A 26,666-nucleotide genomic window follows, 5' to 3' on the forward strand; every position below is an offset into this window, starting at 1 on the left:
CGGCGCGATGCCGGCGTTCTTTTTGGTGCGAGTAGCCGGCATCGCGCCGGCTTCCCTGTCATTCGGACTTCTTGCTCGGGCGCTTGCGCGTCTTCCGCGCAGGTGCCGGGGCCGGCTCGGCGGCCGGCTCAGGCTGCGGCCGGGGTTCGACTTCGACCTGTGCCGTCAGCACGGTCGTGCCGGGCGCAGCAAACACCGACTGATCAATCGGCCACGGCGTTTCGCTAAGCGTCACGTCGGGGCGGCGGGTGGCACGCTTGCGTGCGGGGCGGCTCTTGGATTCGGCCTGCAGCGCAGCCTCGGCCACCGGCTCTGCAGCCGGCTCCGACTCGACTACATCGGCGGCGACAACCGCCAGCTCGACCTCGGGTTCGCGGACTGGCACTGGCTCAGGTGCCACCTCCGGCTGGGACACGACGGGCGCGGGCGGATCCGCGGGCACGGGCGCCGGTGCCGGCTGGCGGCGCGCTTCAGGCTGCGCCGGGCGCGGCGGCTGCTGTTGCGGTTGCTGCTGCTGGCCCCGGCCATCCCCCTCGCCGCCGCCCTTGGCGCGCTTCTTCAGCCGCACCCAGATGGTCTTGTTGTTGCCGCCGTTGCGGGTCTCGACCTCGAACAGGCCGGTGGCCAGCACCAGTTCCGACAGCTTGCCGTAGCCGTAGTTGCGCGAGTCGAATTCCGGCGCCTGCTTGGCGATATGGTTGCCCATGCTGCCCAGCGCGAGCCACCCGTCTTCGTCCGACACGGCCTGCGCCGCGTTCTGCAGCAGGCGCACCAGGCGCGAGTCCTGGCGCAGTTCGCCGGTGCTGCGCTTGCGCGTGGGGGCGGCGGCCCCGTCAGCCCCCTCGGCACCTTCCGTATCCGCATCGGCGCGCAGCACGTCGGAGTAGATGAACTTGTCGCAGGCGGTGACAAAGGGCTTGGGCGTCTTGCGCTCGCCAAAGCCGTACACGGTCAGGCCCTGCTCGCGGATGCGCGAGGCCAGGCGGGTGAAGTCGCTGTCGCTGGAAACGATGCAGAAGCCGTCGAAGCGCCCGGTGTACAGCAGGTCCATGGCGTCGATGATCATGGCGCTGTCGGTGGCGTTCTTGCCCACGGTGTAGCGGAACTGCTGGATCGGCTGGATCGAGTGCGACAGCAGGCGCTCCTTCCAGCCGGCCAGGTTGGGCCGGGTCCAGTCGCCGTAGATACGCTTGACGGCGGCCACGCCGTACTTGGCGACTTCGGCCAGCAGGCCTTCGACGATGGCGGGCGCCGCGTTGTCGGCGTCGATCAGCACGGCCAGGGTCGCGGTGCCCTGGCGGGGGGAATTGGTCATGTTCAGGTGGTCACTGGTTTGCCCGTCTCGCTTTATCTCATCGGGACGCGCAATCGGAAAACGGGTTGCACCAGGCTGGCGCGGCAAAGGTGGCCGGAATGTGGCCCATCGCAGACCGCCGGGGCACACACGCCGGTGATCTCGATGCAACGCAGTGTACACGCGAACCCCTGTCCATACGGGAAATCACGGGCGCAACGGGCACGCATTGTGCTGCATTGCAAGGTGCCGCCATGCCAGTGGCGGTGCTACCATGCCGCGCAGAAACACAACCGTCCGGCGCCTTCACAAGAGGCCATGAGGCGGTTGCCCACAACTGCAGGTGTCGGTGATCCCGACAGCACGCCCATAGAGGAGCACCTATGAATGCCCCCCTGACCTCCCCGGTCAGCGACGCCATCCGCCGCGCGCTCGAAAACGTTTCCCTCGAAGACAAATACACGCTGGAGCGTGGCCGCATCTATATCAGCGGCACGCAGGCCCTGGTACGCCTGCCAATGCTGCAGCAGGAACGCGACCGCGCCGCCGGGCTGAACACCGCCGGCTTCATCTCCGGCTACCGGGGCTCGCCGCTGGGCGCGCTGGACCTGTCGCTGTGGAAGGCCAAGAAGCACCTCGCCGCCCACAATATCGTGTTCCAGGCCGGCCTGAACGAAGACCTGGCCGCGACCTCGGTGTGGGGCTCGCAGCAGGTCAACATGTACCCGGACGCGAAGTTCGACGGTGTCTTCGGCATGTGGTACGGCAAGGGGCCGGGCGTGGACCGCACCGGCGACGTGTTCAAGCACGCCAACTCGGCGGGCTCCTCCAGGCACGGCGGCGTGCTGGTGCTGGCCGGCGACGACCACTCGGCCAAGTCCTCGACCCTGGCGCACCAGTCCGAGCACATCTTCAAGGCCTGCGGCCTGCCGGTGCTGTATCCGTCCAATGTGCAGGAATACCTGGACTACGGCCTGCACGGCTGGGCCATGAGCCGCTACTCCGGGCTATGGGTGGCGATGAAGTGCGTGACCGACGTGGTGGAATCGTCGGCCTCGGTGGAGCTGGACCCGCACCGCGTGCAGATCGCGCTGCCGGGCGACTTCATCATGCCGCCGGGCGGCCTGAATATCCGCTGGCCGGACCCGCCGCTGGAACAGGAAGCGCGCCTGCTCGACTACAAGTGGTACGCGGGCCTGGCCTATGTGCGTGCCAACAAGATCGACCGCATCGAAATCGATTCGCCGCACGCGCGCTTCGGCATCATGACCGGCGGCAAGGCCTACCTGGACACGCGCCAGGCGCTGGCCGACCTGGGCCTGGACGACGCCACCTGCGCGCAGATCGGCATCCGGCTGTACAAGGTGGGCTGCGTGTGGCCGCTGGAGGCACAGGGCGCGCGCGCCTTTGCCGAAGGCCTGCAGGAAATCCTGGTGGTGGAAGAGAAGCGCCAGATCATGGAGTACGCGCTCAAGGAAGAGCTGTACAACTGGCGCGACGACGTGCGCCCCAGGGTCTACGGCAAGTTCGACGAGAAGGACAACGCGGGCGGCGAATGGTCGATCCCGCAGAGCAACTGGCTGCTGCCGGCGCACTATGAGCTGTCGCCGGCGATCATCGCCAAGGCCATCGCCACGCGCCTGGACAAGTTCGAGCTGCCGATCGACGTGCGCGCGCGCATCACCGCGCGCCTGGCCATCATCGAAGCCAAGGAAAAGGCATTGGCCACGCCGCGCGTCACGGCCGAACGCAAGCCGTGGTTCTGCTCCGGCTGCCCGCACAACACCTCGACCAACGTGCCCGAAGGCTCGCGCGCGCTCGCCGGCATCGGCTGCCACTACATGACGGTGTGGATGGACCGCAGCACCAGCACCTTCAGCCAGATGGGCGGCGAAGGCGTGGCGTGGATCGGCCAGGCGCCGTTCGCCGGCGACAAGCATGTGTTCGCCAACCTGGGCGACGGCACCTACTTCCACTCCGGCCTGCTGGCGATCCGGGCGTCGATCGCGGCCAACGTCAACATCACCTACAAGATCCTGTACAACGATGCGGTGGCCATGACCGGCGGCCAGCCGGTGGACGGCGAACTGTCGGTGCGGGACATCGCCTGGCAGGTGCACAGCGAGGGCGCGAAGAAGATCGTCATCGTCAGCGACCAGCCCGAGAAGTACAACGCGGCGATCAAGCTGCCGCAAGGCATCGACATCCATCACCGCGACCAGCTCGACAGCGTGCAGCGCGAACTGCGCGAGGTGCCGGGCTGCACCATCCTGATCTACGACCAGACCTGCGCCACCGAGAAGCGCCGCCGCCGCAAGCGCGGCACGATGGAAGACCCGCAGCGCCGCGCCTTTATCAACGACGCGGTGTGCGAGGGCTGCGGCGACTGCTCGGTCAAGTCGAACTGCCTGTCGGTGGAACCGCTGGAAACGGACTTCGGCACCAAGCGGCAGATCAACCAGTCGTCGTGCAACAAGGATTTCTCGTGCGTGAACGGCTTCTGCCCCAGCTTTGTCACGGCCGAGGGCGCGCAGGTGCGCAAGCCCGAGCAGCATGGCGTGTCGATGGGCAACCTGCCCGCGCTGCCTGAGCCGGAGCTGCCGGCGATCCGGCGCGCCTACGGCATCCTCGTGACCGGCGTGGGCGGCACCGGCGTGGTCACCATCGGCGGCCTGCTCGGCATGGCCGCGCACCTGGAGAACAAGGGCGTCACCGTGCTCGACATGGCGGGCCTGGCGCAGAAAGGGGGCGCGGTGCTGTCGCACGTGCAGCTGGCCGCGCGCCCCGACGACCTGCACGCTACCCGCATCGCCATGGGCGAGGCTGACCTGGTGATCGGCTGCGATGCCATCGTGTCCGCCACCGACGAAGTCATCTCCAAGACCCAGGCCGGCCGCACCCGCGCCGTGGTCAATACCGCGCAGACCCCGACCGCCGACTTCATCAAGAACCCGAAGTGGCAGTTCCCGGGCCTGTCGGCCGAGCAGGACGTGCGCAACGCCGTGGGCGAGAAGTGCGACTTCATCAACGCCAGCGGCCTGGCCGTGGCGCTGCTGGGCGATGCCATCTACACCAACCCGCTGGTGCTGGGCTATGCCTGGCAGAAAGGCTGGATCCCGCTGACGCTGCAGGCGCTGGAGCGCGCCATCGAACTGAACGGCGTGGCTGTCGAGAAGAACAAGGCCGCGTTCGACTGGGGCCGCCACATGGCGCACGACCCCGAGCACGTGCTGTCGCTGACCGGCAAGCTGAAGACCACCGCCGAAGGCGCCGAAGTGGTCAAGCTGCCGGCCTCGACCGGGGCCATGCTCGAAAAGCTGGTGGCCCGCCGCATGGAACACCTGACCGCGTACCAGGACGCCGCCTATGCGCGCACCTACCGCGAAGCCATCGACCGCGTGCGCGTGGCCGAGAGCACGCTGGCGGGCAGCGGCAAGGCGCTGCCGCTGACCGAAGCGGCGGCGCGCAACCTGGCCAGGCTGATGGCGTACAAGGACGAGTACGAGGTGGCGCGGCTATACACCGACCCGGTCTTCCTCGACAAGCTGCGCGCGCAGTTTGAAGGCGAGCCGGGGCGCGACTACCAGCTCAACTTCTGGCTGGCGCCGCCGGTAAGCGCGAAGCGCGACGACAAGGGCCACCTGGTCAAGCGCAAGTTCGGTCCGTCGACGATGAAGCTGTTCCGCGTGCTGGCCAGGCTGAAGGGCCTGCGCGGCGGTGCCTTCGACATCTTTGGCAAGAGCGAGGAACGCCGCACCGAGCGCGCGCTGATCGGCGAGTACCGTGCGCTGCTGGATGAACTGGTGGCGGGCCTCAATGCCGCGAACTACGAGACCGCTGTCGCGTTGGCCAACCTGCCGGACGATATCCGCGGCTTCGGGCACGTGAAGGAAAACAACCTGAAGGCGGCTCGCGGGCGCTGGGCCAGGCTGCTGGAGCAGTTCCGCCATCCGGAGACGGCGCAGCGCGCGGCCTGACGGCCACGGCAACACACGACGGCCTCGCGTGCATGCAGCGAGGCCGTCGTAATTTCAGGGCTGCGCCAGCGTGGCCTCGCCCGGCTTCACGTACATCGAGTTGCGCGGCTGCGCCAGCACGCGCCGCACCATCGGTTCGAAGAATGACAGCGGCAGCGTGTCGTAGTCCGTCATGAACGCGGCGCCGTCGTACTTGCGGCAGAACTCCGCGGTGCGTTCGAACAGCTCGGGCTGGCTGCGGTACTGCTCGCGCAGGTTGCGGTCCAGGCCAAGGTGATGGAAGAAGTAATAGCCCTGGAACACGCCGTGCTTTTCCACCATCCACAGGTTCTCGGGACTGACAAAGGGCCTGAGGATGGCGGCGGCGATATCGGGATGGTTGAAGCTGCCGAGTGTATCGCCGATATCGTGCAGCAGCGCGCAGACCACGTACTCCTCGTCCTGGCCGTCGCGGTGCGCCAGCGTCGCGGTCTGCAGCGAATGCGTGAGCCGGTCCACGGGAAAGCCGCCGCAATCGCCATCCAGCAGCCGCAGGTGCGCCAGCACGCGCTCCGGCAACGCCCGCGCGAACGGCATGAACTCGGCGGAGATGGCGGCCCAGTCTTCGCGGGTGCCGTGCTCCATATGGCTGAAGCTGGCGCGTGCGGGCGCGTGGATGTCGCTCATGCGGGTCTCCTTTGGTGGGCGTGCGCGATGGCCGCGCATCGTCTCGTCATGTTTGGCAGACATTGTGGCACCCGCAGCGGCGCTACACTGTCAAAAAGCTAACAATGTGCCGGCTTATTGCAGCGCAGCAGCCGTTGATGTGATTCGACCGGGCGGTACCCAAGCCCAAGGAGACGACATGACGCTCCACGGAAGCTGCCACTGCGGCGCCGTTGCCTTTGCAGTGGAGGTCGACAGCATCCCCAGCGTGATCCGCTGCAACTGCTCGATCTGCCGCCGGCGCGGCCACCTGCTGTGGTTCGTGCCGCGCGCGGCCTTCAGGCTGGAGACGCCGGAGAGCAATGCCTCCACCTATCGCTTCAACACCATGAAGATCGCGCACCGCTTCTGCCCGGTGTGCGGCTGCGGCCCGTACGCGGACGGACAGGACAAGGACGGCAGGCCGATGGCCGCGGTCAATGTGCGCTGCCTGGACAATGTCGACCTCGATAGCCTGAAGGTCATCGACTACGACGGGCTGCATCACTGACGCCATGTTCCGCATCCTCGGCATCGACCACCTGGTGCTGCGCAGCGCCGACGTAGGGGCGCTGCGGCGCTTCTATGTCGACGTACTGGGCTGCAGCGTGGAGCGCGAGCAAGCCGACCTGGGCCTGACGCAGCTGCGCGCGGGCAGCGGCCTGATCGACCTGGTCGCGCTCGACGGCCCGCTGGGCCGCGCCGGCGGCGCGGGGCCGGGCGCGGAGGGCCGCAACCTGGATCATTTCTGCCTGCGCATCGACCCGTTCGACGCCGACGCGCTGCGGGCGCAACTGGCGCGGCATGGCGTGGAGGCCGGCGAGGTGGCGCAGCGCTTCGGGGCCGAAGGCAAGGGGCCGTCGCTCTATGTGCAGGATCCGGACGGCAATGTGGTCGAGCTCAAGGGGCCGCCCCCGCCGGTGACCGCACAGTAACGCGCATACCCTACGGCGCCGCGCGCGCGGGATGCGTGCAGGATCGCTACAATTTCCGACTGGCCCCACGCGCCGCCATCGATGGCGACCACCCCCGCCGGACCCGCCATGACTACAGCAGAAGCCAGCCCCGGCCCGGACGCCGCCAGCACCGACCCAGACGCCAGCCCGGCCCGCGCCGGACCCGCGCACCCTCCGCATCTCGCCACGCCGCCGCGCGGGCTGGTCTGGATCCTCGGCCTGACCGAGACCATCTCCTGGGGCACGTTGTTCTTCGCCTTCACCGTCTTCATTGACCCCATGATCCGCAGCCTGGGCTGGTCCAAGCCCTTCCTGGCGGGCGGCTATTCGCTGGGGCTGCTGGTGTGGGCGCTGTGCTCGTTCGCGGTGGGCCGGCTGCTGGACCGCGCGCCGGCGCGCAAGGTGATGGGCGCGGGCTCGGTGCTGGGCGGGCTGGGCCTGCTGCTGTGGGCGTGGACACCGTCGCAGCCCGTGTTCCTGCTGATGTGGGTGCCGATCGGGCTGGCCATGGCAACCACGCTGTACGAGCCCGCCTTCGTCGTGCTGCGCCAGGCCTATGGCGACCAGTACCAGAAGCCGATCGTGGCGGTCACGCTGATGGCCGGCTTTGCCAGCACGATCTTCGTGCCGCTGGCGCAATGGCTGGTGATCCATCTGGGCTGGCGCCCGACGCTGATCGGCTTTGCCGCGCTGAACCTGCTGGTCTGCGCACCGCTGCACGCGCGCATGCGCTACGCGCTGCATCCCACCTACACCGGCATGACCCCGGCCGACGGCCAGTCCGGCAGCCGCGGCATCGCCCGCGCCACGCTGCGCCAGCCAGTGTTCTGGGCAGTGGTGCTGGCCTTTACCGCGACCGCGGTGGTGGCCTCGCTGCTGGGCGCGCACCTGATCCCGATGCTGACCGAAAAGGGCATGCCGGTGGCGCAGCAACTGGTGGTGGCCGCGCTGATCGGCCCGGCCCAGGTGGTGGGCCGCATGCTGATGATGCGCGCGGGCGTGCGCCACCCGGTGCGGCTGTCGCTGCCGGTCTATGTGCTGATGTGCGCGGGGCTGCTGTGCTTTGCGCTGGGGCACGGTGCCTGGCTAATGGTGGCCGCGGTGCTGTACGGCTGCGCCAACGGCGTCAACACCATGCTGCGCGCGATGGCCATGCCGGAGCTGATCTCGCGCCACCACTACGCCACGCTCAACGGGCTGATGATGACGCCGGTGCTGCTGATGCAGGCCGCGGCCCCATGGCTGGGCGCGCTGCTGTGGCGCGCGGCCGGCGGCAACTGGCTGATGCTGTGGGTAATGGTGGCGCTGGCGCTGGGCGCGCTGCTGGCCTTTGGCTACGCGCTGCACCGGCGCGGGCTGCTGCGCGTGGATGCCGCCAGCCGCTAGGGCTTGCCGCGGCCGCGCGCCAGGGTGTCAGGCCGCCGCGCCTGACTGCACTGCGGGCGCCCCGGCGCCCTTGCCCTCGAACACGAAGCTGTCCATCGCCAGCACGCCATAGGTCACTTCGTCGGCAACCCGCGACACCCTGGCCGGGCTGGACATCGAAGGACTCGCGCCCTCCGCGCCCAATGCGGCACCCAGCGCCACATAGAACGGCAGCAGGTGCTCGTCGGTCGGGTGCGCGCGGCGCGCATATGGCGCCTGGGCGCGGTAGTCGGCAATGCGGCGGGTATCGCCGGTGGCCAGGGCCTCGCCCAGCGCCTCGGTCATCCAGTTGCGGAAGGCTTCCACATACGGCTCGGCCTGCGGCCCGTGCTGATCGCGCCGGCCGCCGCCGAACACCTCCTGCAGATTGTGCGTGAAGCTGCCGGACGCAAGCACCAGCACGCCCTCGTCGCGCAGCGGCGCCAGCGCGCGGCCGATCTCGATCTGCGTGGCGGGCGACAGATAGGGGTTCAGCGCCAGTTGCACCACCGGCACGCCGGCGTCCGGGAAGAAGTGGCGCATCGGCATCCACGCGCCGTGGTCCAGCGGGCGCTCGTCGTCCTGGCCGACAAACCCGGCGCCAGGGATCGCCACTGCCTCGACCAATGCCTTGACCCGTGCGGCCAGCGCCGGCGAGCCCGGGGCATCGTAGCGCAACGCGTACAGTTCGCGTGGGAAGCCGCCGAAGTCGTGCCAGGCTTCCTGGCGCTCGCGGCCGGAGACGGCCAGCGCGCTGTAGATCCAGTGCGCCGAGATCACCAGCACAGCGCGCGGGCGCTGCGCGCGCAGACGCTCGCCAAGCGCGTCGAAGGCGGCGCCGGTGGGGCCGGGATCGATGGCGAGCATCGGGGAACCATGGGAAATGTAAAGCGCGGGAAGCATGGCAGGACCACCTTCAAACTGTTTGTGTACCTGCATCCAGTTTGGCAAAGATCGACAGCGGGCACGGGCATCATTTGCGGATATCTCATGCAAAAACGTTGAAGGACCGAACGCAGCGTTGCGTGGCGCACACAGCGCCTCGGGCACCTGCCACACGGCCGGGGCGATCGGCCTATGATGCAAGCGGGAGTCCGCCGGCGGTGTCGTCCGACTGACGCCTGCAACGCTTTGATGCCACCGGCACGCCACGCGCGCCGTGCCTGGCCGGAGACTTCGGTGGTACCGCGCATCCCGCGCCGCCCCGGGCGGCGCACTTCCTTTCTCAGCCTCTGGTGGCAGCCGGGCGTCTACGGCAGCGTGCCCGCGGTCGCGCTATGGATCCTGGCCCGTCTGCCGGGTGGCCTGCTGCAGTCGCTGGCCGGGACGCCCGCCGCCGCGGCCTGGCTGAACCACGCCGGCGACACGGTGTTCGTGACCGGCTGGGCCGCCAGCGCCCTGATGCTGTGGCTCACACGCCGCCGTCCGGCAACCGCGCCGCCCGCTCAGGCAAACCCGCAGGCGGCTTCCCCCGCCCCGTCGGCCAGCCCGGCACCACGCCGCCATCCTGCCGGCTGAGCTGCATCTCGGCTGAATTAAGCTCCCGGCAGTCCGATCTGAAAGATTTCGCACGGCGCGCCCGCGCCACCCTGCGTCATTAGAATGCGCGGGGGACTGCCGCATGCCGCACACTGCGGCGCATCCCCGGCACCGACTGCACCGAGATCCCCATGTCTGCAAGCCAACCCGCGCCTCCCAGTCCTGCGCTGCGCCGTTCCTCGCGGCAGCGCCTGCAAGCCGCCGCGGGCGCTTTCGCCACCGCATCGCTGCTGGCGGCCGGCACGGCCAGCGCACAGGGCGTGCCGGGGCTGCGTCTGGCCGGGGCCAATGTGCAGAAGCACGCCAACGCCGTGCTGTCGCTGATGTCGTACTCGGTGGTGCCGGACCTGACCTCGAGTTCGCTTTCCATCAAGAACACGAGTACCGACGATCCCGGCATCGTCATGTCGCAACTGGGCGGAGGCTTTACCGTCAGCAAGTCGTTCCCGCTCTACCTGGAAGGCGCGATCGCCTACAGCCGCTACGACCCCACCTTCGTCGCCACCAATGGGGCTGAGTCCCGCGCCATCCCGACCCGCTGGAACACCTTCTCCGGCACCCTCGGCATCGGCTGGGATTTTCCGCTGACGGCGAACAAGGAACTGGTGTTCCGGCCGATCTTCAACGCCTCGCTGGGCAATGTCTCGAGCGACCTGCAGGTCGGCAAGGTGGTCGTCGAACAGGTCACCGACCGCCAGATCAACTTTCTCGACGGCGGCAGCCTGAACGCCTACGGCCTCGGCGGCTCGGTGATGCTGGACTGGGAGCACTATCGCGAGAACTACGAAGTCGACCTGGAGTTGCGCTACACCAACATCCACTTGCAGAGTTTCGGCGGCACCACCAGCTCGGTGACGGGCACGGCCACGGCCCAGACCGCCAACCTGTGGGCGCGCTGGCGGGCGCCGACCGGCATGCATGCGTTCGACCGGCCGGTCCGGTACGTGCTGGAGCTGTCACACTCGCGTTACCTCGGCAGCGAAGCCGGCATCCTCGGCTTCAACAACCTGACCACCCTCGGCACGGGGCTGGAGCTGGATACCAGTGCGCACGAGGTCTTCGTCACCCGCATCCGTGCGGTGCTGCGCTATGTGTTCGGGAACAACGTCTCGGGGTTCTCGCTGGGCCTGGCCGCAAGCTTCTGAGCCGCACAGGGGGCGGATGCGAGATTAAGGAATCGCTTAATATGGCGATTTCCCCTGCATTGCCAACGCTTCATGACCGCGACCACCGCCCCCATCCCCGAGCTGACCACCGCCACCCGACGCAAGGCGATCATCGCCGCCACCATCGGCAACGGCCTGGAGTGGTTCGACTTCACCGTCTACAGCTTCTTTGCCGTCATCATCGCCAAGCTGTTTTTCCCGACCGGCGATGACCTGACCTCGTTCCTGCTGACCGTCGCCACCTTCGGCGTGGGCTTCTTCATGCGCCCGGTCGGCGCCATCGTGCTCGGCGTCTACGCCGACCGCGTCGGCCGCAAGGCGGCGCTGACCCTGACCATCCTGATGATGGCGCTGGGCACTGCCATCATCGGGCTGGCCCCGACCTACGCACAGATCGGCCTGTGGGCGCCGGCGCTGATCGTGCTGGCGCGCCTGATCCAGGGCTTTTCCGCCGGCGGCGAAGTGGGCGGCGCCACCGCCTTCCTGATCGAGCACGCGCCCGACGCCGAGCGCGGCGCCTACGCCAGCTGGCAGCAGGCCAGCCAGGGCATCTCGTTCATGCTGGGCGCGGCCATGGGCGCGCTGGTCACCAACGGCCTGTCGCCGGAACAGATCGACGCCTGGGGCTGGCGCATCCCCTTCCTGTTCGGCCTGCTGATCGGCCCGGTGGGCATGTATATCCGCTCGCACCTGCACGAGCCGCCCGAGTTCGAGGCGCGCCAGGCCGCCCGCAAGGCCGCCAGGGTCAAGTTCTCGCCGCTGTCGCAGGTGCTGCGCGACCACCCGCGCGAAGTGCTGGCCGGCCTGGGCGTGACCATCCTGTGGACGGTCTGCACCTACGTGCTGGTGTTCTACATGCCGTCGTACGCCAAGCAGCAGCTGGGCCTGCCGCTGGGCGCGACCTTCAAGTCGACCGCGCTGTGCGGCGCCATCATCCTGGTGCTGTGCCCGCTGATGGGCATGCTGTCGGACCGCATGGGCCGCAAGCGCATGCTGGGCATCGTGGCGCTGCTGATCGGCGTGCTGGCCTACCCGCTGTTCCACTGGCTCAATGTGTCGCCGAGCACGCAGACGCTGCTGCAGGTGCAGATCGTGCTGGGCATCCTGCTGGCCGCCTTCACCGGCCCGGCCCCGGCGGTGCTGGCCGAGCAGTTCCCGACCGAGGTGCGCTCGACCGGGCTGTCGCTGGCCTACAACTTCGCCGTGACCATCTTCGGCGGCTTTGCCCCGCTGATCGTGACGTGGCTGATCGAGTCGACGCACAACAAGCTGGCGCCGGCGTACTACGTGATCGCCGCCGCCGTGGTGAGTTTCATCGCGCTGGTGTTCATGCACGACCGCACGGGCAAGAAGCTGGACTGAACCGCCAGCGCCGGTTCCAGTAGAAAAGCCAGCCTCGCGGCTAATGGCGTTCAGTTAACCACCGTCGTTCCCGCGCAGGCGGGAACCCAGTGACTTCATCCCCGAAGGGGACGTGAAAGACGCTGGATTCCCGCCTGCGCGGGAATGACAGTAGCGTTTGATACCTTAACTGAACAGCATTACAGCCTCGCGGCTGGCTTTTTTGTTGCCCGTGGGGGCGGGCTACATCTCTTCGCCGCCTTCCCGGTAAATATTGATCACATGCCGTGCCTCGAAGCACAGCGGCATGCCCGGGTTCATCTCGTCGGTGCAATACGGCTGGTTGTCGAGCTCACCGGTATAGAGCCCGCCCTCGCGCCCGGTGACGTTGACCCACATCCGCTCGACATGGACTTCTTCGTTGCCGGCATCGTCCGCCACCAGGATGCGGAAGATCAATTTGACCTGCTGGCCGGCGGTCAGCGCGTCGCGCTCCTCCTGCGGCGGCATCCAGAAGGTGTCGGGATGGGCGGCAGCGATGGGCTCGGCGTCGTCGAGCTCCCATCCGTCCTCGTCCAGGGTTGTCAGTCGCATGTCCATTTTCAGCCTTCCGCAATCTCTCAGGTGCGGGCATGATCGCAGCAAATGCGCCGGCCGGCGAGAGGCAGGCCGGGGCCCGGCACAATCCACTGGGAAAGGTACGCATGACGAGCAAGAAGGAAGCGCTGGCCGCGCCGGTGCGCTGCGACTGGTGCGGCACGCTGGAGGACTATTGCCACTACCACGATACCGAGTGGGGCTTTCCGGTCGCCGACGACCGCCGGCTGTTCGAGAAGCTGTGCCTGGAAGGCTTCCAGTCCGGCCTGAGCTGGCTGACCATCCTGCGCAAGCGCGAGGCTTTCCGCAAGGCCTTCGCCAACTTTGACATCGAGAAGGTGGCACGCTTCAGCGAGCGCGACATCGCGCGGCTGCTGGGCGATGCCGGCATCGTGCGCCACCGCGGCAAGATCGAGGCGGCCATCAACAACGCCCGGCGGGCGCACGAACTGCTGGAAACAGAGTCGTCGCTGGCGGCCTATTTCTGGCGCTACGAACCAGATCCGGCAAGCCGGCCCAGGGTGCTGACGCCCGAGGTCCTGCGCACCATGGCGATCTCGCCCGAGTCCACCGCGCTGTCGAAGGACCTGAAGAAGCGCGGCTGGCGCTTTGTCGGCCCCACCACCATGTATGCGCTGATGCAGGCGATGGGCCTGGTCAACGACCACCAGGAAGGCTGCACGACGCGCGCCGAAGTACTGGCCGCGCGCAAGGCGTTCAAAGTGCCGCGCTAGGCGGCATACGCGCAGGGACCGTATACGCGCTGGCGGCCGTATACGCTCGATGCTCCAGCCGGCGCAATGGTCCCGCCTGTCTCTTTTATATTGTTTACGTATGTAAACATAGTAGTAGTAGGTAAACCGGGCTACAGGCCGTGGATAAGTCACTTTTTCCCTTTTGGCTCAATGACTTGCGGGGAAGATAACCTATCCGGGATAACCCTGATTTGCCGGGATAGAACCGTGCTCGCGCATACATCGCCGATGCGGGCACCGGAGTTATCCGTATACGTCCCACAACGTCCCCCCAGGCGGGGCACAGCTTGTCCGGCCGGTTATCCCCAGCCTTCGGCAAAGATGTCCACAGCCGGGCTCATGCCGGCGGGGCTTTTCCAGCGGCGTATACCGGATCGGCGTGCGTCATCACGTTGAGCACGTGGTGGTCTTCCAGCGTGCGGCGCCGCGCTTCCACCGCGATGGCGTGGCCCTGGGCCACGGTCAGCGTGGCATCGATTTCCAGGTGCACGTCCACCAGCACCTGGTCGCCCATCTTGCGCGTGCGCAGGTCGTGCAGGCCCAGTACGCCGGGCGTGCCCAGCATGGTCGCGCGGATGGCCTCGACGGTCTGCTCGTCGGCGGCGCGGTCCATCAGGTCGTTGAGCGCGTCCCAGCCAAAGCGCAGGCCCATGCGCGACACCATCAGCCCGACCACGATGGCCGCGACCGGATCGAGCATGTGGTAGCCCAGCAGGTTGCCGCCGATGCCAAGCGCCACCACCAGCGACGACGCCGCATCCGAGCGCGCATGCCAGGCATTGGCCACCAGCATGCCCGAGCGCACGCGCCGCGCCACGGCCAGCATGTAGCGGAACAGCAGTTCCTTGGAAGCCAGCGCGGCCAGCGCCACCCACAGCGCCACCGGCTGCACCGGCTGCAAGCCGCCCGGGTGCTGCAGCTTGCCCACCGCCGCCCACAGCATGCCAACGCCCACGGCGAGCAGCAGCGCGCCCAGGGCCAGCGAGGCCGCGGTCTCGAAGCGCAGGTGGCCGTACTGATGGTCGGCGTCCGGATCCTTGCGGCTTTGCCAGCCAGCCGCCAGCACTACGAAGTCCGATAACAGGTCTGACAGGGAATGCGCGGCGTCGGCAATCAGCGCCTGCGAGCCCGCGACGACGCCCGCCACCGCCTGCGCGGCGGTCAGACCGATATTGACGACCACGCTGACCAGCGTGCTGCGCCGGCCGGCCCGGTGGCGCGCGTCGGCTTCGGCCGCGGTGGTGTCGGCGTCGTCCGGCAGGCCGGCGGGATCGGCCCGCATGGGATGGGTGTGCGATTCCATCGGGTGACTATAGCCGAACCTGCACCAGGCGCGAATCCGGCCCGCGGCGGCGGCGTCGTGCCGATTTCGTAACAGCGCTGGCTAACTGCTTGCGCCACCTTTACCGTAGACAAGGACGGGCGCCGGACGGAAGACCGTACGGACAAGCGGCAACGCGCGTGCCGGTCTTTGCAAGGAGGGCCTACACGATGGCGATTCGGTCACTTGCCTCGCACAGCACATCTCAGCTACGCCGCCTGGTCGGACAGATGCAGGCGGAAATTGACGCACTCGAAAGTCTTTCCACGCCCGATGCCGACGCGCGAAGCCGCCTGGGCTACGCTACCGGCCGCCTGCGCGACGGCATCGAGGCGGTTGAGGACGCACTGCAGTCGCTGCGCGCGCTGCAACAGGTACGGCCCTCGGCGATGAAGGCTAGACGGCCAACGCGCGTGGCCTAGTGACTGCCGCGCCGATTGCCGACGCCGTCTACACCGCCGGGCAATCGCGCAATGCCTGAGCCAGCACTGCGCACGCGGCCGGCACGGGCCCGATGACGGGAATCGGAAAGCGCTGACCCAGCGCCCGCGCGGCCTCGCCCAGCGGGCCGCCGCCAATGATCACGGCCTGCGCGCCATCCTCGATGCATGCCTGCACAGCCCCCGCCAGCAGCTCTTCCTGCTGCGGCGGCGACTTGCCCAGCTCGCGCGGATCGCCCTCGGCGAAGCGCGCGCCGGTGAACAGGCCGCCCAGGCCTTGCCGGCGCACGCTGGCATCGATGGACGCGGCCAGGCGCGGCGTGGTGGTGGCAATACCGAAGCGCCGCTGCCCCTCCGCCGCGGCATGCATCGAGGCCTCGCCGATGCCCACCACCGGCACCGCCAGCCGCGCGCGCAGGGCCTCGATGCCGGGGTCGCCGAAGGCGCCGACGATGACGCCGTCGGCACAGCCGGCCAGGCGCAGCATCTCCGCATCGCAGATCGCACCGGCAGCCACGGCCAGCTCGTCTTCGTCGACGATCATCGGCGCGCCGCGCGTGACCGTCGCGCCGACCACGGCCGGCGGCGCTGCCATGTGCTGCGCAAGCCAGGCGCGCGCTATCTGAACCATCATCTGCGTGGTGGCGCTCGAGGTATTCGGGTTGATCAGCAGGATATGGCTCATGTCAATGCCGGGATGCCAAAGGGGTCAACGATAGCGTATGGCGGCGGCCTGGGCGAGATCGGCGCGCGTCAAGGTAGATGTCGCCTCATTCATGCAGCCAAACGCTGGTTTTCGGCGCCTGGCTTGATACCGGTGGGCACGGCAATCTCGCGCTCCGGATTGAGCGTGACCGTGTCGATTGGCGACCAATCTCGAGTGTTGCATGACCAGCGACGCGGGTTGCGCTCACGGGCCTGAACGTACAGCGCGTGGCGCGCGGCGAGAATCTTGTCGTCTTGACCGGCGTGGCGCTGTGCCGGGCTCACGTAGCGGATGCCGCTGTGCCGGTGCTCATGGTTGTACCAGTGGACGAAGTGGGCCGCCCACGTACGCGCCGTGGCCAGATCGGCAAAGCCTGTAGACGGGAACTCCGGCCGGTACTTGGCCGTGCGGAAGAGGCTTTCGACGAAGGCATTGTCGTCGCTCACGCGCGGGCGCGAGTACGAAGGCTTGACCCCCAGCCAGTGCAGCATCGCCAGCACCGTGGTGGCCTTGAGCGTGGCGCCGTTATCGCCATGCAGCACCGGCTTGGCCGCCATGGCATGGATGCCTTCGGCCAGCGCCGTGCGCTTGACCAGATGCGCCGCGTGGTCGGCGTCGTCACGGTCGTGAACCTCGAAACCCACGATCTTGCGGCTGTACACGTCCAGGATGAGGTACAGATAGAACCAGCGCCCGGCGACCTCAGCCGGCAAATAGGTCATGTCCCAACACCACAGTTGGCGTGGCCCGGTGGCCACGTGCGTGGTGGGCGGACGGCTTTGGCGCGGCGCCTTGGCGCGTCCTCGGTGCCGGGCCTGCCCATGGGCGCGCAGCACCCGGCCGAAGCTCGACTCGCTGGCCAGGTAGACACCCTCATCGGCCAGCATGGGCACAATGCGCGCCGGCGGCATGTCGGCGAAGCGCGGCTCGTTGGCAACGGCCAGAATGCGTTCGCGCTCCTCGATGCTCAGCGCATGCGCGGGCGTGGGCCGCTCGGCCCCGGGGCGGCGGTCGCCGACCACCAAGCCATCGTGGGCCTTCCAGCGTTGCAGCGTCCGCACGGTTATGCCAGCTACCTCGCAGGCCAGGCGCAGGCGAGCACCGCCTGCGTGAGCGGTTTCGATATGGCGGACCATCGTGTGGCGATCTTCCAGGCCGATCATGCGTCCTCGTCCTTGTCCTTCGGGAAGATGCCCTCGAGCTTTTTTGAGAGTATCAACAGGGCGGCGGCTTCGGCCAGGGCCTTCTCCTTGCGGCGCAGCTCGCGCTCGAGTTCCTTGATGCGGCGCCGATCGGCCTTGGTCTCACGATGGGTGGCGCGCGCATCCTCGGGCTCAGCCAGCGCCTGCGTGGCGGCGGTGCGCCACTGCTCCAACTCCTGCGGATACACACCTTTCTCACGGCACCAGGCGTTCTTACTGGCCTCGTCCATCGCAGCCGTCGCCAGCACCGCCTCAAACCTGGCCGCCGCTGTCCATGCTCGCTCGCGAGCGGGCATGGACATAGCGTCCGCACGCCAGCGCTCAAGCGTGGCCACTGCCACACCCAATTCCCTTGAAACCACTTCCACCGCCGCACTCTCCGGCGGTAACAACCGTGCTACCGCCCGGTCCTTGAATTCTTGTCCGTAACGAGCCACTTCTTTCTCTTATCGCCCCCAGGGTTCAAATTCTATAGGGGCGACATCTATTCTGCCGCGGGGGGAGATGCCCGGCGCACGGCCGCATGCACGGCGTCGGCGTGGCGCTTAACGGCGCCGGCCGCTGGCATTCGTCCGGCAATACATATGGCATACATATGGCATTAACCCGGCCGCGACTCGGCCTGGCCCGTCATTAATGGCCCGGCCAGGGCCAGTTCATTTTTACCCAAAACCCCGGATATTTTGATGCCGAAAATCGCGCGCGATGATATTAGCCCGCGCGGAATGCCGTCCACAAGCCGAACAATTCCTTACATGTGATCCATGCGCGAGTAATCGCTAGATCGCATACATGCCCCGCATCAGTGCACAGGTGCTGTGCCGGAAAATCACACGTAACCCATTGTTACTTGTCTGTACGCTGTCCAACACGTGCCCCTAGTATCGCCGCTGCTGGGTTTACTCCGACGGGTTAACCCGATTCGCTTTTTCTGCCACTGCAATTCGTCGCGCACCCCGCCGTCAGGCGTTTGCCTGGGTGTGGGGATGTTTGTGCACTTTCAATTTATCAAGTTACTCATAAATCAATGACTGGGACAAAATTACTCGCGAATACCTCAACCCAAGCGCGCAAAGCGCGTAATTCCTACGCAGTCAGCATCCTGGCCGCTACCTGCGCCGCTGTGGTGCTTTCGGCATGCGGCGGCGGCGGAGACGACGCATCCTCGGGCAGTTCTTCTGCGACCGATGCCAGCCGTTGGTCGAGCCGCAATTCCACATCTCCGACGACGTCGACGAGCACGACTACGGCGACGACAACGGCAACTGCCCAGGGTCCGGATGCAATCTTCGACGCTTCCGGCAATCTGAATGCGGCTGAATATGTCGCCATTGCTTCTGACTACAGCAGCGACAAGGCCATTGCTTATCGGTACGGTGCGAGTAATTCGGCAGCCGCAGCGGTCAAGACTTACTGGCAGCCCGGCAGCAATACCTTTTATCCGCATGGTAATACCTGCTACCAGCAGGAATTCCCCGGCAATCCGATGGATACCAGCACCAGCATCATTTACCAGCTGGGCGGGATTGATTGCGGCCGAAACGATTACGGCAGCAATATGGGTGACGTCGTCTACCGCTCCGACAATGCTTCGGACCCCGGCGTCACGCCCCTGTTGTCCCTGGATCTGAGCGCCGGCGTGATAACCGAGAAGCCTCAGACCGCGTGGTTCTATGACAACGCCACCACCGATCCGCAACTGCAAAACCACATTCCCGCCAACGGCGGTGCATTGCCCACGCAACCCATTGCCATGGGCCGATGCAGTGAGCATGACTGCGCACAAGCGCTGGTTGCATTTCAGAATGGCCTGATCGCGTCGGTCGGCAGCAACACCGCTTCGCACTCCGCCTCAGTGAAGCTGCCCGCTGGCAAGGTGCCTACGGCAATTGCCATCACGAACAATTCCGAGTTCGCCCTTGTCACGATCTGGGACACGGTGAATCTCAAGGGCCAGGTAGCAGTGATCGCACTCGGCAGTATTTCGAACGGCAGCCAGGTGGGCGGACCGTACGATACCAACCCGGCGGCTGACGCGCTGTCGTGGCCGGGCCTCTACCCGGGCCTGCGAAACATCTCCAATTTCGTGTTCATGAAGGTCCTCGGCTATGTTGACCTGCCTGGCATGGTGGCGCCGACGGATATTTCCGCGGTCACCGATTTTGGCGTCATGCAAGACAACAATACCCAGGGTTGGCTGTTTGACCCGAGCGGTAGCGGCGGTGCCAGCAAGAACAAGAACGAACTGAATCCGGCCTCCAGCCAAGCTAATCAGAAGAGCTTTGCAAAGGGTGGCACGAACGCCAATCTGATTTCGCGTTCCGGCGTTGCCGCAGTGATTTCCAAGTCCGAAAAGAAGGTGGTGTTCCTCGACCTGAAGCCGCTCTTTGACAAGGTCAACAATACCTACTTCGAAGGCAGCTTTGCCGATCTGCAATCGGCCCTGTCCAACACCGGCCTGGGTGACACGCAGTGGCCGCAGACGTTTGCCACGGACAACTACGCGCCAACCGTCATCAAGACCATGAGCCTGGCTCAAAAGCCCACGGCCGTTAAGGTGTCGATCCTGGCAAACCCCGGCCAGGCCTGGGTTGCAACCGAAGACGGCGTGATTCATGCGATCTCGGTGGCAGGTGTTCAGTCGGGTACCAACCTGGATCCGGCCCTGATCAAAGAGGTGACCACTCTCCAGGTCGGCAAGAACCCCACCAGTTTCGCCTACAACGTGAACCGTGACTCCTTCGGCAACTCGAACACCAAACTCTGGGTGGTTTCCCGTGGTGAGCAGAAGGTCCAGCTTGTGGATATGGTGAACTTGACGATCGAAAAGACGCTGCAGGACTCGCGCATCGTCGATCCGATCACGGTTGATGAAACCCAGCAAAGCCCGTTGCTGACCAGCGTGATTACGCTGACCGATTATGCAGGCAAGCAGGTGATGAATTATCGCTATGCTCCGATTTCCCTGCAGGGCGGAAATACGCCGCTCAATATCGGTATCGGTCAGACGGGTAATGATCTGTTCGAGTTTGGCGGTGCTTATGCAGTGGCCGGCAAGCCGTTCAACTTCACCCAGAGCAATATACCCTGAGCGCAGGGGGAGTACGAAGCGCGCCGGTTAAACTGCGCGCCGCGCTCCTGAAGCGTTTGCACAGCTGATTTGGCCCGCACGGTTTGCGCCGCGCGGGCTTTTTCTTGTTTAGGAACCCAGCATCTGGCCGGGATGCAAGGCGACACCTGCCACGCCGCGTGGCGCATTGGCCGCTTGCGGCTCAGTTGGCACGCCGGCTTTCCAGAAACAAAAAAGGCCGGGAAGCCATTAAATGGTTTCCCGGCCTTTCCTGAAATATTCTGGTGGACCGAAGGAGGATCGAACTCCCGACCTCTGCATTGCGAACGCAGCGCTCTCCCAGCTGAGCTATCGGCCCATCGCGGAGGATTGTAGCCTACTTGGGCCGCGGCCTTCAATCCTCGGCCCGTGCCTTGCGGGGCCTCTGCAACATCACGCCGCCATGCCTGAATTGCCGTCCATGCCCCGCACGCGAGGCAGGTTCAGCGGGCGGGCGCTGACTTCCCGGGTGCTGCGCAGCCATTGCGCCATGACGTCCCAGATCGGCGCGCCGCCGGCCTGGCGCGCCTCTTCGGCGACCGGGGCCCAGCCGGCCACCTTGTAGGTCTTGCCGGCTTCCAGCGGCTTTCCGGCCAGGCGCATGTCGCTGATGCGCTTGCCCATGCCGGCGGTGGGATCGATGGTGTACTGCAGGCCACCCACGCGTACCATGTCGCCGCCTTGCTGGTAGTACGGGTCGGGGTTGAACAGGTTGTCGGCCACGTCCTCCAGGATGGTCTTGATGGTCTCGCCGCTCATCTGCGTCACCGTGGTGTAGGGATAGGTGATGGCGGTCTGGTCCATCAGGTGCTCCATGGTGATGGCCTGCCCCGGCAGCAGCGTGGTGCCCCAGCGGAATCCCGGCGAGAACGCAATCTGCGCGCCCTGGGCCTGCATCAGGCCGTCCAGGATCAGCTGGTCGAAGGTGCCGTTGAAGTTGCCGCGGCGGTAAAGCAGGCCGCGGTTGACGGCCAGCACTTCGCCCAGCTTTTGCTCATAGGGCGCGCGGACCCTGGTGATCAGCGCGTCCATGGCCGGGTCGGCCGGCAGGTAGTTGGCGAACACCGGCAGCAGCCGGTAGCGGAAATCGGCGACCTTGCCGCCCTTTACGTCAAAGTCCAGCACGCCGAGGAACTTGCCATTGGAGCCGGCATTGGTCACCAGCGTGGTGCCGCCGGCGTTCTTCACCGGCACCGGCGCGGGCACGCCGTCATGGGTGTGGCCGCCCAGGATGGCGTCGAGCCCGCGCACGCGCGAGGCCAGTTTCAGGTCGACGTCCATGCCGTTGTGCGACAGCAGCACCACCGCCTGGGCACCCTTGCCGCGCGCCTGGTCGATGATCTGCTGCAGGTTCTCTTCCTGGATGCCGAAGGTCCAGTCCGGCACGAAGTAGCGCGGGTTGGCGATCGGCGTGTACGGGAACGCCTGGCCGATGATGGCCACCGGCACGCCGTTGATCTCGCGGATCACGTAGGGATCGAACACCGGGTCGCCGAAATCGTTGGTCTTGATGTTCTGTGCCAGGAAGGCGACCTTGCCCTTGAAGTCCTTGTCGACGATCTCTTTCACGCGCTCCGCGCCCAGGGTCATCTCCCAGTGCGGGGTCATCACGTCCACGCCCAGCGCCAGCGCGGCATCGACCATGTCCTGCCCCTTGGTCCACAACGCGGTGGCCGAGCCCTGCCAGGTGTCGCCGCCATCGAGCAGCAAGGCGCCCGGCCGGCCCGCCTTCAGCCGCTGCACCAGCGTGGCCAGGTGGGCGAACCCGCCGACCTTGCCGTAGCGGCGCGCGGCTTCATTGAAATCGAGATAGGTGAACGCATGCGCCTGCGGCGTGCCGGGGCGGATGCCGTAGTGGCGCAGCAGCGCCTCGCCGACCAGGTGCGGCGGCTTGCCGGCATATTCGCCGATGCCGAGGTTGACATTGGGTTCGCGGAAATGCACCGGCCGCAGCTGCGCATGGCAGTCGGTGAAATGCAGCAGGTGGACGTTGCCGAAGCGCGGCAGGTCATACATGGCCTCGGCGGCCTGCGCGGCGTGCGCGTCTTGATGGGGGAACGTCATGCCGCCGGCGCCGGCGATGGCCAGCACCTGCAGGAACTCGCGTCGGTTCATGTCTCTTCCTGGAATTGGCGCGGCGGTCGGCCCGTGGCGCGGGGCGTCCGCCATCGCCTGGCTATGGCCGCGCGTACCGCTCCAGCGCCGCCACCTCGTCTTCGAGCATTTCGCCCACTTCCTTCTGCACCACGCGGCCGCGCGCGTCGATCACGTACAGTTCCGGCAGCCCCTTGCGCTTGCCGAACACGGCCTGCAGCGCGGGCGAATCCATCGTCGCCGGGAAGGTGTAGCCGTGCTTCTTCATGTACCCGGCGGCTTCGCGCGGGTCGCGGTCGATGCTGATGGCCAGCACCTGCAGCGGCGTGCCGCGCGTGCGTTCATGGAGCTTCTGCAGGCGCGGGTTCTGCATCGCGCAGAACGGGCACCACGAGGCCCAGTACTCGACCACCAGCGGCTTGCCGGCCAGCGAGGCGGCGCTGAGCGTGCGGCCGTCGAGCGTGCGCACGTCGGGCAGGCGCACGGTGTCGCCGACCTCCAGCGCCGCGGCGCTCGACGCTACACCGGCCAGACTCGCGGCCAGGCTGAAGGCCAGCAGCCAGCGCGGCAGCACGGCAGGCGCGCGCATCGGGCTTACTCGTTGACCGGCGAAGCCGGGTCGAGCAGCAGCGCCATCACGTCGCGGATCTGGGCCTCGGTCAGGATGCCCTTGTGGCCGAAGCGCGGCATGTTGGAGCAGGCGGCATAGGCGCTGGAGTCCCAGATCTTGCCCCAGGTGTACTTGATGACATCCTGCGAGTTGCCGCGCAGCTTGCCGTACTGGTACAGCGACGGGCCGATATTGCCGAACGAGATCTCGGCCTTGGTCATCTGGTGGCAGGCGTAGCAGTTGCCGCCATTGGTGCCGCCGACCTGGTCGGTGAACTGCATGCCGCGGCCGTTCTGGGCGATCTTCTCGCCTTCCTTCCAGTCGCCCAGCCATTTGCCGTCGGCCGGGTACTTGATCTGCCTGAGTTCGGCGGCCTCGACCTTCCTGGCCACCTTTGCCGGCACCTTGGTGCGGTCGGGGTACTGGCTGCAGGCCTGCTGCATGCCGTCCTGGTGCAGCACGCCCTCGACCGTGACCGGGCCGCGGGACGAGAACGAGTCCTCGATCAGGTGCTTGATATCGGCGTCGCTGACGGCGGCGGGCTTGCCCTTGGGCGCGCGAGCCTTGGTGCTGTCCTGCGCCTGAGCGCCGGTTGCCAGCAGGGTGGCCAGGGCCGCGATGGCCAGCGCTTGATGGTGTCGTTGCATGTGGTGTCTCCCGTACCGGTCAGCGCTTCATCGCCGGGCCATCGTAGGTCCCGCCGTTGGCGTTCTTCGCCAGGAACATGGTCAGCGCGGTGATCACGTCCGAGCCATACGCGGGTTCGGGAAAGCGCTGCTGGCGCAGGCAGTCGTACAGGCGGTGCTGCATGGTGCGGACCTCGCCCTGCGAGACGCGGTAGGCGGGCCAGGTGGTGTAGGCCGCCTGCGCGCCCTTGTCGGTCAGCAGGTTGGGCAGGTCCTGCAGGCGGATGCGCTGGCCGTCCACCGCATGGCAGGTGGCGCAGGCAAAGTCGTAGGCACCGCCGCGGTAGAAGAACATCTTCTCGCCCAGCGCATAGGTGCGCTTTTCGTCCGGATGGCTGAGCTGCACGTTCATCTTCACGCCGCGCGACTCGCCGGTCAGGTAGGCCACCAGTCGTTCGATATCCGAAGGCTTGCCCGACGAGGAGAACGGGTTCTTCGTTGCCTCTTCCTTGGTGAGCCCCTGCAGCGTCACGCGGCAATACGCCAGCCGCTGCTCCAGGTCCATCACCTTGTTGGCGTCCTTGAAGTAGCGCGGCAGCTCGGCGTAGGCGCCCTTGGTCACGCCGGGGCCCTTGCCCAGGTCGCACTGTTCCAGTGAGGCGTTCTTCGGGCCGGCGGGCTTCTTCCACAGCTCTTCGCCGGCGGCCTCCCACAGCTCGGCCGGATTGCCTTCGGCCAGCATCTGGCGGTACTTGGCGATTTCGTCGGCGGTGCTGCCCTGCGCATGCACGGCGGCAGCACCGGCCACCGCCGCGGTGGCGGCCGCGGCCAGCGCGGCGCGGCGGCCCAGGCTTCGGATGGTGTTCATGGGGCTTCTCCTCGCGGCCTCGCACGATGGCGGGCCGTTCTCTCTTGTATTGCCGGAAGCTGCGCCGCCCGGCTCAGGGCTTGATATAGGCGTAGCCTTCTTCGGCCTGCAGGCGCGCAATCTCAACCACGCCGGCCGGCACTACCCTGGCTTCCATCAACAGGCTGGATTCCGGGATCTTGCGCGCGGTCAGCGTATTGCGGCACGCGCGGAACTCAATCCCGGCCGAGGCCAGCGCGCCGACCGGCCCGTCAAAGGTGTTGCCGCGCCCATCCCTGGCGCCTTCGACCAGGAAATCGACGCCGTAACCGAACGCCACCACCACGATCCTGGTGTCCGGCGCGGCGTTCAGGTGGTTGCGCAGGTTGCCCATGGCCCGCACGGCCTGGTCGATGCCTTCGGACAGTTGGTACACCACCTTCACGCGCCCGCCCTTGCCAGCCGGCGCGGCAGACGGGGCTGCCTGCGCCGCCGCCCTGGCGCTCAGGCCGATGGCGGCCAGTGCCGCCGATGCTCGAATAAATGCTCGCCGCATGTTGTTCCTTCCCGCCGGGCCAGTCCCGGCATCCGTCCCGAACCTTAGCAGAGGACGGCGTGCACTGCCGGCCGCGAAACGGCTTCAAGCGGCATCAGGCGATGGTCGCTTCGTCGGTGCGCTTGTCGCCCTTGTTGTCGATCCAGGTCACGCTGACCTTGTCGCCCTTGGCGCCGCCCTTGAACTTGAAGTTCAGGAACGGGTCCTTGGACACCGCCGGGCCGAACTGGGCGCGGAACACTTCCTTGCCCTTGCACTGGGCGGTCACGGTCTGGATATGCCAGGCCGGGACGACCTTGCCGGACGCGTCCTTGCGCTGGCCGGTCTCCATGTCATGCTTCATCAGAATCTTGACGTCAACCACGCCGCCGTTTTCGGTGGCGCGTACGCGCATCGGGTCTGCCATATGTCTCTCCTGTTGCAGTTTGGCGGAAATCCTGGTCCGGGGCGCGGCGTCAGCCGCCGCAGCCGCCCAGCGTGACCTTGATTTCCTTCGATGCCACGTACCACTTGCCGCCGGCCTTGACCGCGGCATGCACCACCGAGGTCTGGCCCATCTTCACGCGCGTGGAGACGAACGGCTCGGTGCCGGCCGGGATGACGAAGTCGGCGGCCAGGGTGTTGGGGTTCTTTTCGACCAGGATCGCGATCTGCTCGGTATCCGGGATATTGCTGGTCACAGCCACCGGCACCACGGCGCCGTTCTCGGCGATATCGGGGGCGGTGAAGGTGATGGCGGTGCTTTTTTCGGTGCCGTTGCCGCCGAGCGCCTTGATCGCGTCGGCAACGCTCTTGCCGTCAAAGGCGGTCTTGTTCCACTCGGCCGCCTGCGCTTCGCTGATCAGGCCGGTGGCGGCCATCAGCGACAGGACAGCGGTGACCCGCAGCACTTCTCGTCGTTTGGAATTCATTGTTTGCTCTCCGGCTACTCCGTTCCAGTCGGTCGTGGACCGCTTCAGGGTGTTGCATGCGGCCGGTACATGGCCGGCCGCTGGTTGTCCCAGGCCGAGCGGCGTTCACCGCCCGGTCCGGTGCATCGGCGGACTGCCCGCCATGGCAGTCGGTCTTACTTGGCGGGGGCGCCTGCCAGCACCCACTCGACCACGGTTTTCAGGTCGGCGTCGCTGACCGCCGCGTTGGCGGGCATCGGCACCGGACCCCAGACGCCCGAGCCACCGGCCTTGACCTTCTTGGTCAGGGTCGCCAGGGCGTTCTTGTCGCCCTTGTACTTGGCGGCCACGTCCTTGAAGGCAGGGCCGACCAGCTTCTTGTCGACCTGGTGGCAACCCATGCAGGCGTTCTTGTTGGCGATTTCCTGTGCCTTGGCGGCATCGACCGCGTGGGCCGATGCGGCGGCGCCAAGCATCAGCGCTGCGATGACAAACTGCTTCATTGTTAAGCTCTCCAAGCTCTGTAAAGCCGTGGGGACGGCAAATGCCGCT

At 66.7% G+C, this 26,666-nt stretch carries 25 protein-coding genes and 1 tRNA gene; 10 read left to right on the top strand and 16 right to left on the bottom strand.

What is annotated here, in order from left to right:
• Window positions 1–58 precede the first annotated feature (58 nt).
• A complete protein-coding gene (locus ACREYQ_RS16390; RefSeq protein WP_432258560.1) occupies window positions 59–1,315 on the bottom strand; it encodes an NYN domain-containing protein in 1,257 nt (418 codons plus the stop codon).
• Window positions 1,316–1,677: 362 nt separating this feature from the next.
• On the opposite strand from ACREYQ_RS16390, the gene ACREYQ_RS16395 reads away from it, so the two are divergent.
• Window positions 1,678–5,271 carry an indolepyruvate ferredoxin oxidoreductase family protein gene (locus tag ACREYQ_RS16395; protein ID WP_432258561.1) on the top strand — a complete coding sequence of 1,198 codons (3,594 nt, stop codon included), beginning with the start codon at window positions 1,678–1,680 and terminating at the stop codon, window positions 5,269–5,271.
• 54 nt (window positions 5,272–5,325) lie between these two features.
• Here ACREYQ_RS16395 and ACREYQ_RS16400 read toward each other — a convergent pair whose 3' ends face one another.
• Window positions 5,326–5,937 carry an HD domain-containing protein gene (locus ACREYQ_RS16400; RefSeq protein ID WP_432258562.1) on the bottom strand — a complete coding sequence of 204 codons (612 nt, stop codon included), beginning with the start codon at window positions 5,935–5,937 and terminating at the stop codon, window positions 5,326–5,328.
• A 178-nt stretch (window positions 5,938–6,115) separates the two neighbouring features.
• On the opposite strand from ACREYQ_RS16400, the gene ACREYQ_RS16405 reads away from it, so the two are divergent.
• From ACREYQ_RS16405 to ACREYQ_RS16415, 3 genes are all read left to right on the top strand, one after another.
• Window positions 6,116–6,466: a GFA family protein gene (locus tag ACREYQ_RS16405; RefSeq protein WP_432258563.1), complete on the top strand. Its 351-nt coding sequence runs from the start codon at window positions 6,116–6,118 to the stop codon at window positions 6,464–6,466.
• A 4-nt stretch (window positions 6,467–6,470) separates the two neighbouring features.
• Window positions 6,471–6,890, top strand: a complete 420-nt coding sequence (locus tag ACREYQ_RS16410; RefSeq protein WP_432258564.1) for a VOC family protein — start codon at window positions 6,471–6,473, stop codon at window positions 6,888–6,890.
• A 108-nt stretch (window positions 6,891–6,998) separates the two neighbouring features.
• Complete coding sequence (locus ACREYQ_RS16415; RefSeq protein WP_432258565.1) at window positions 6,999–8,297, top strand: MFS transporter; 1,299 nt, start codon at window positions 6,999–7,001, stop codon at window positions 8,295–8,297.
• Between the two features lie 27 nt (window positions 8,298–8,324).
• Here the strand turns inward: ACREYQ_RS16415 and ACREYQ_RS16420 are convergent, their stop codons facing one another.
• Window positions 8,325–9,218, bottom strand: coding sequence for a dioxygenase family protein (locus ACREYQ_RS16420; RefSeq protein WP_432258566.1), 894 nt, complete (start codon window positions 9,216–9,218; stop codon window positions 8,325–8,327).
• 276 nt (window positions 9,219–9,494) lie between these two features.
• On the opposite strand from ACREYQ_RS16420, the gene ACREYQ_RS16425 reads away from it, so the two are divergent.
• The 3 genes from ACREYQ_RS16425 to ACREYQ_RS16435 all read left to right on the top strand — a co-directional run bounded on the left by ACREYQ_RS16425 (window position 9,495) and on the right by ACREYQ_RS16435 (window position 12,382).
• Window positions 9,495–9,833: a hypothetical protein gene (locus tag ACREYQ_RS16425; protein WP_432258567.1), complete on the top strand. Its 339-nt coding sequence runs from the start codon at window positions 9,495–9,497 to the stop codon at window positions 9,831–9,833.
• A 152-nt stretch (window positions 9,834–9,985) separates the two neighbouring features.
• Window positions 9,986–10,999 carry a hypothetical protein gene (locus tag ACREYQ_RS16430; RefSeq protein ID WP_432258568.1) on the top strand — a complete coding sequence of 338 codons (1,014 nt, stop codon included), beginning with the start codon at window positions 9,986–9,988 and terminating at the stop codon, window positions 10,997–10,999.
• Between the two features lie 72 nt (window positions 11,000–11,071).
• The gene (locus tag ACREYQ_RS16435; RefSeq protein ID WP_432258569.1) at window positions 11,072–12,382 is read left to right on the top strand and encodes an MFS transporter; all 1,311 of its coding nucleotides are present in this window, start codon (window positions 11,072–11,074) and stop codon (window positions 12,380–12,382) included.
• 222 nt (window positions 12,383–12,604) lie between these two features.
• On the opposite strand, the gene ACREYQ_RS16440 is transcribed toward ACREYQ_RS16435, so the two are convergent.
• Window positions 12,605–12,961 (bottom strand): DUF2314 domain-containing protein, encoded by a 357-nt coding sequence (locus ACREYQ_RS16440; RefSeq protein WP_432258570.1) that lies wholly within the window; start codon window positions 12,959–12,961, stop codon window positions 12,605–12,607.
• Between the two features lie 104 nt (window positions 12,962–13,065).
• Between ACREYQ_RS16440 and ACREYQ_RS16445 the strand changes: the two genes are divergently transcribed.
• On the top strand, window positions 13,066–13,692 hold the full coding sequence (locus tag ACREYQ_RS16445) for a DNA-3-methyladenine glycosylase I (RefSeq protein WP_432258571.1): 627 nt from the start codon (window positions 13,066–13,068) through the stop codon (window positions 13,690–13,692).
• A gap of 358 nt (window positions 13,693–14,050) precedes the next feature.
• Here the strand turns inward: ACREYQ_RS16445 and ACREYQ_RS16450 are convergent, their stop codons facing one another.
• Window positions 14,051–14,995, bottom strand: a complete 945-nt coding sequence (locus ACREYQ_RS16450; protein ID WP_432260435.1) for a cation diffusion facilitator family transporter — start codon at window positions 14,993–14,995, stop codon at window positions 14,051–14,053.
• A gap of 209 nt (window positions 14,996–15,204) precedes the next feature.
• On the opposite strand from ACREYQ_RS16450, the gene ACREYQ_RS16455 reads away from it, so the two are divergent.
• Window positions 15,205–15,456 (top strand): hypothetical protein, encoded by a 252-nt coding sequence (locus ACREYQ_RS16455; protein WP_432258572.1) that lies wholly within the window; start codon window positions 15,205–15,207, stop codon window positions 15,454–15,456.
• Window positions 15,457–15,484: 28 nt separating this feature from the next.
• Here ACREYQ_RS16455 and ACREYQ_RS16460 read toward each other — a convergent pair whose 3' ends face one another.
• Entirely contained in the window at window positions 15,485–16,159 is a 675-nt protein-coding gene (locus ACREYQ_RS16460) for an aspartate/glutamate racemase family protein (protein ID WP_432258573.1), read from the bottom strand.
• Between the two features lie 89 nt (window positions 16,160–16,248).
• Window positions 16,249–17,819 (bottom strand): IS3 family transposase gene (locus ACREYQ_RS16465; protein ID WP_432257673.1). Its coding sequence is split into 2 segments (ribosomal slippage): window positions 16,249–17,390 and window positions 17,390–17,819, totalling 1,572 coding nucleotides; the frame shifts between segments, so codons are not numbered across the junction.
• A 590-nt stretch (window positions 17,820–18,409) separates the two neighbouring features.
• On the opposite strand from ACREYQ_RS16465, the gene ACREYQ_RS16470 reads away from it, so the two are divergent.
• On the top strand, window positions 18,410–20,473 hold the full coding sequence (locus tag ACREYQ_RS16470) for a hypothetical protein (protein WP_432258574.1): 2,064 nt from the start codon (window positions 18,410–18,412) through the stop codon (window positions 20,471–20,473).
• A 261-nt stretch (window positions 20,474–20,734) separates the two neighbouring features.
• Here the strand turns inward: ACREYQ_RS16470 and ACREYQ_RS16475 are convergent.
• The 9 genes from ACREYQ_RS16475 to ACREYQ_RS16515 form a co-directional block, all read right to left on the bottom strand.
• Window positions 20,735–20,810: transfer RNA gene (locus ACREYQ_RS16475), tRNA-Ala, on the bottom strand.
• 74 nt (window positions 20,811–20,884) lie between these two features.
• Window positions 20,885–22,606, bottom strand: a complete 1,722-nt coding sequence (gene soxB, locus ACREYQ_RS16480; protein WP_432258575.1) for a thiosulfohydrolase SoxB — start codon at window positions 22,604–22,606, stop codon at window positions 20,885–20,887.
• 61 nt (window positions 22,607–22,667) lie between these two features.
• Window positions 22,668–23,174 carry a TlpA disulfide reductase family protein gene (locus ACREYQ_RS16485; RefSeq protein WP_432258576.1) on the bottom strand — a complete coding sequence of 169 codons (507 nt, stop codon included), beginning with the start codon at window positions 23,172–23,174 and terminating at the stop codon, window positions 22,668–22,670.
• A 5-nt stretch (window positions 23,175–23,179) separates the two neighbouring features.
• Window positions 23,180–23,842: a sulfur oxidation c-type cytochrome SoxX gene (gene soxX, locus ACREYQ_RS16490; protein ID WP_432258577.1), complete on the bottom strand. Its 663-nt coding sequence runs from the start codon at window positions 23,840–23,842 to the stop codon at window positions 23,180–23,182.
• A 19-nt stretch (window positions 23,843–23,861) separates the two neighbouring features.
• The gene (gene soxA / locus ACREYQ_RS16495) at window positions 23,862–24,689 is read right to left on the bottom strand and encodes a sulfur oxidation c-type cytochrome SoxA (protein ID WP_432258578.1); all 828 of its coding nucleotides are present in this window, start codon (window positions 24,687–24,689) and stop codon (window positions 23,862–23,864) included.
• 73 nt (window positions 24,690–24,762) lie between these two features.
• Window positions 24,763–25,224 carry a DsrE family protein gene (locus tag ACREYQ_RS16500; RefSeq protein ID WP_432258579.1) on the bottom strand — a complete coding sequence of 154 codons (462 nt, stop codon included), beginning with the start codon at window positions 25,222–25,224 and terminating at the stop codon, window positions 24,763–24,765.
• Between the two features lie 94 nt (window positions 25,225–25,318).
• Window positions 25,319–25,630 (bottom strand): thiosulfate oxidation carrier complex protein SoxZ, encoded by a 312-nt coding sequence (gene soxZ / locus ACREYQ_RS16505; protein WP_432258580.1) that lies wholly within the window; start codon window positions 25,628–25,630, stop codon window positions 25,319–25,321.
• A 49-nt stretch (window positions 25,631–25,679) separates the two neighbouring features.
• Window positions 25,680–26,135 (bottom strand): thiosulfate oxidation carrier protein SoxY, encoded by a 456-nt coding sequence (soxY, locus tag ACREYQ_RS16510; RefSeq protein ID WP_432258581.1) that lies wholly within the window; start codon window positions 26,133–26,135, stop codon window positions 25,680–25,682.
• A 155-nt stretch (window positions 26,136–26,290) separates the two neighbouring features.
• Complete coding sequence (locus ACREYQ_RS16515; protein WP_432258582.1) at window positions 26,291–26,617, bottom strand: c-type cytochrome; 327 nt, start codon at window positions 26,615–26,617, stop codon at window positions 26,291–26,293.
• Window positions 26,618–26,666: the final 49 nt, after the last annotated feature.

The sequence above is a fragment of the Cupriavidus sp. TMH.W2 genome (genome assembly GCF_050847365.1).
Classification (GTDB): Bacteria; Pseudomonadota; Gammaproteobacteria; order Burkholderiales; family Burkholderiaceae; genus Cupriavidus.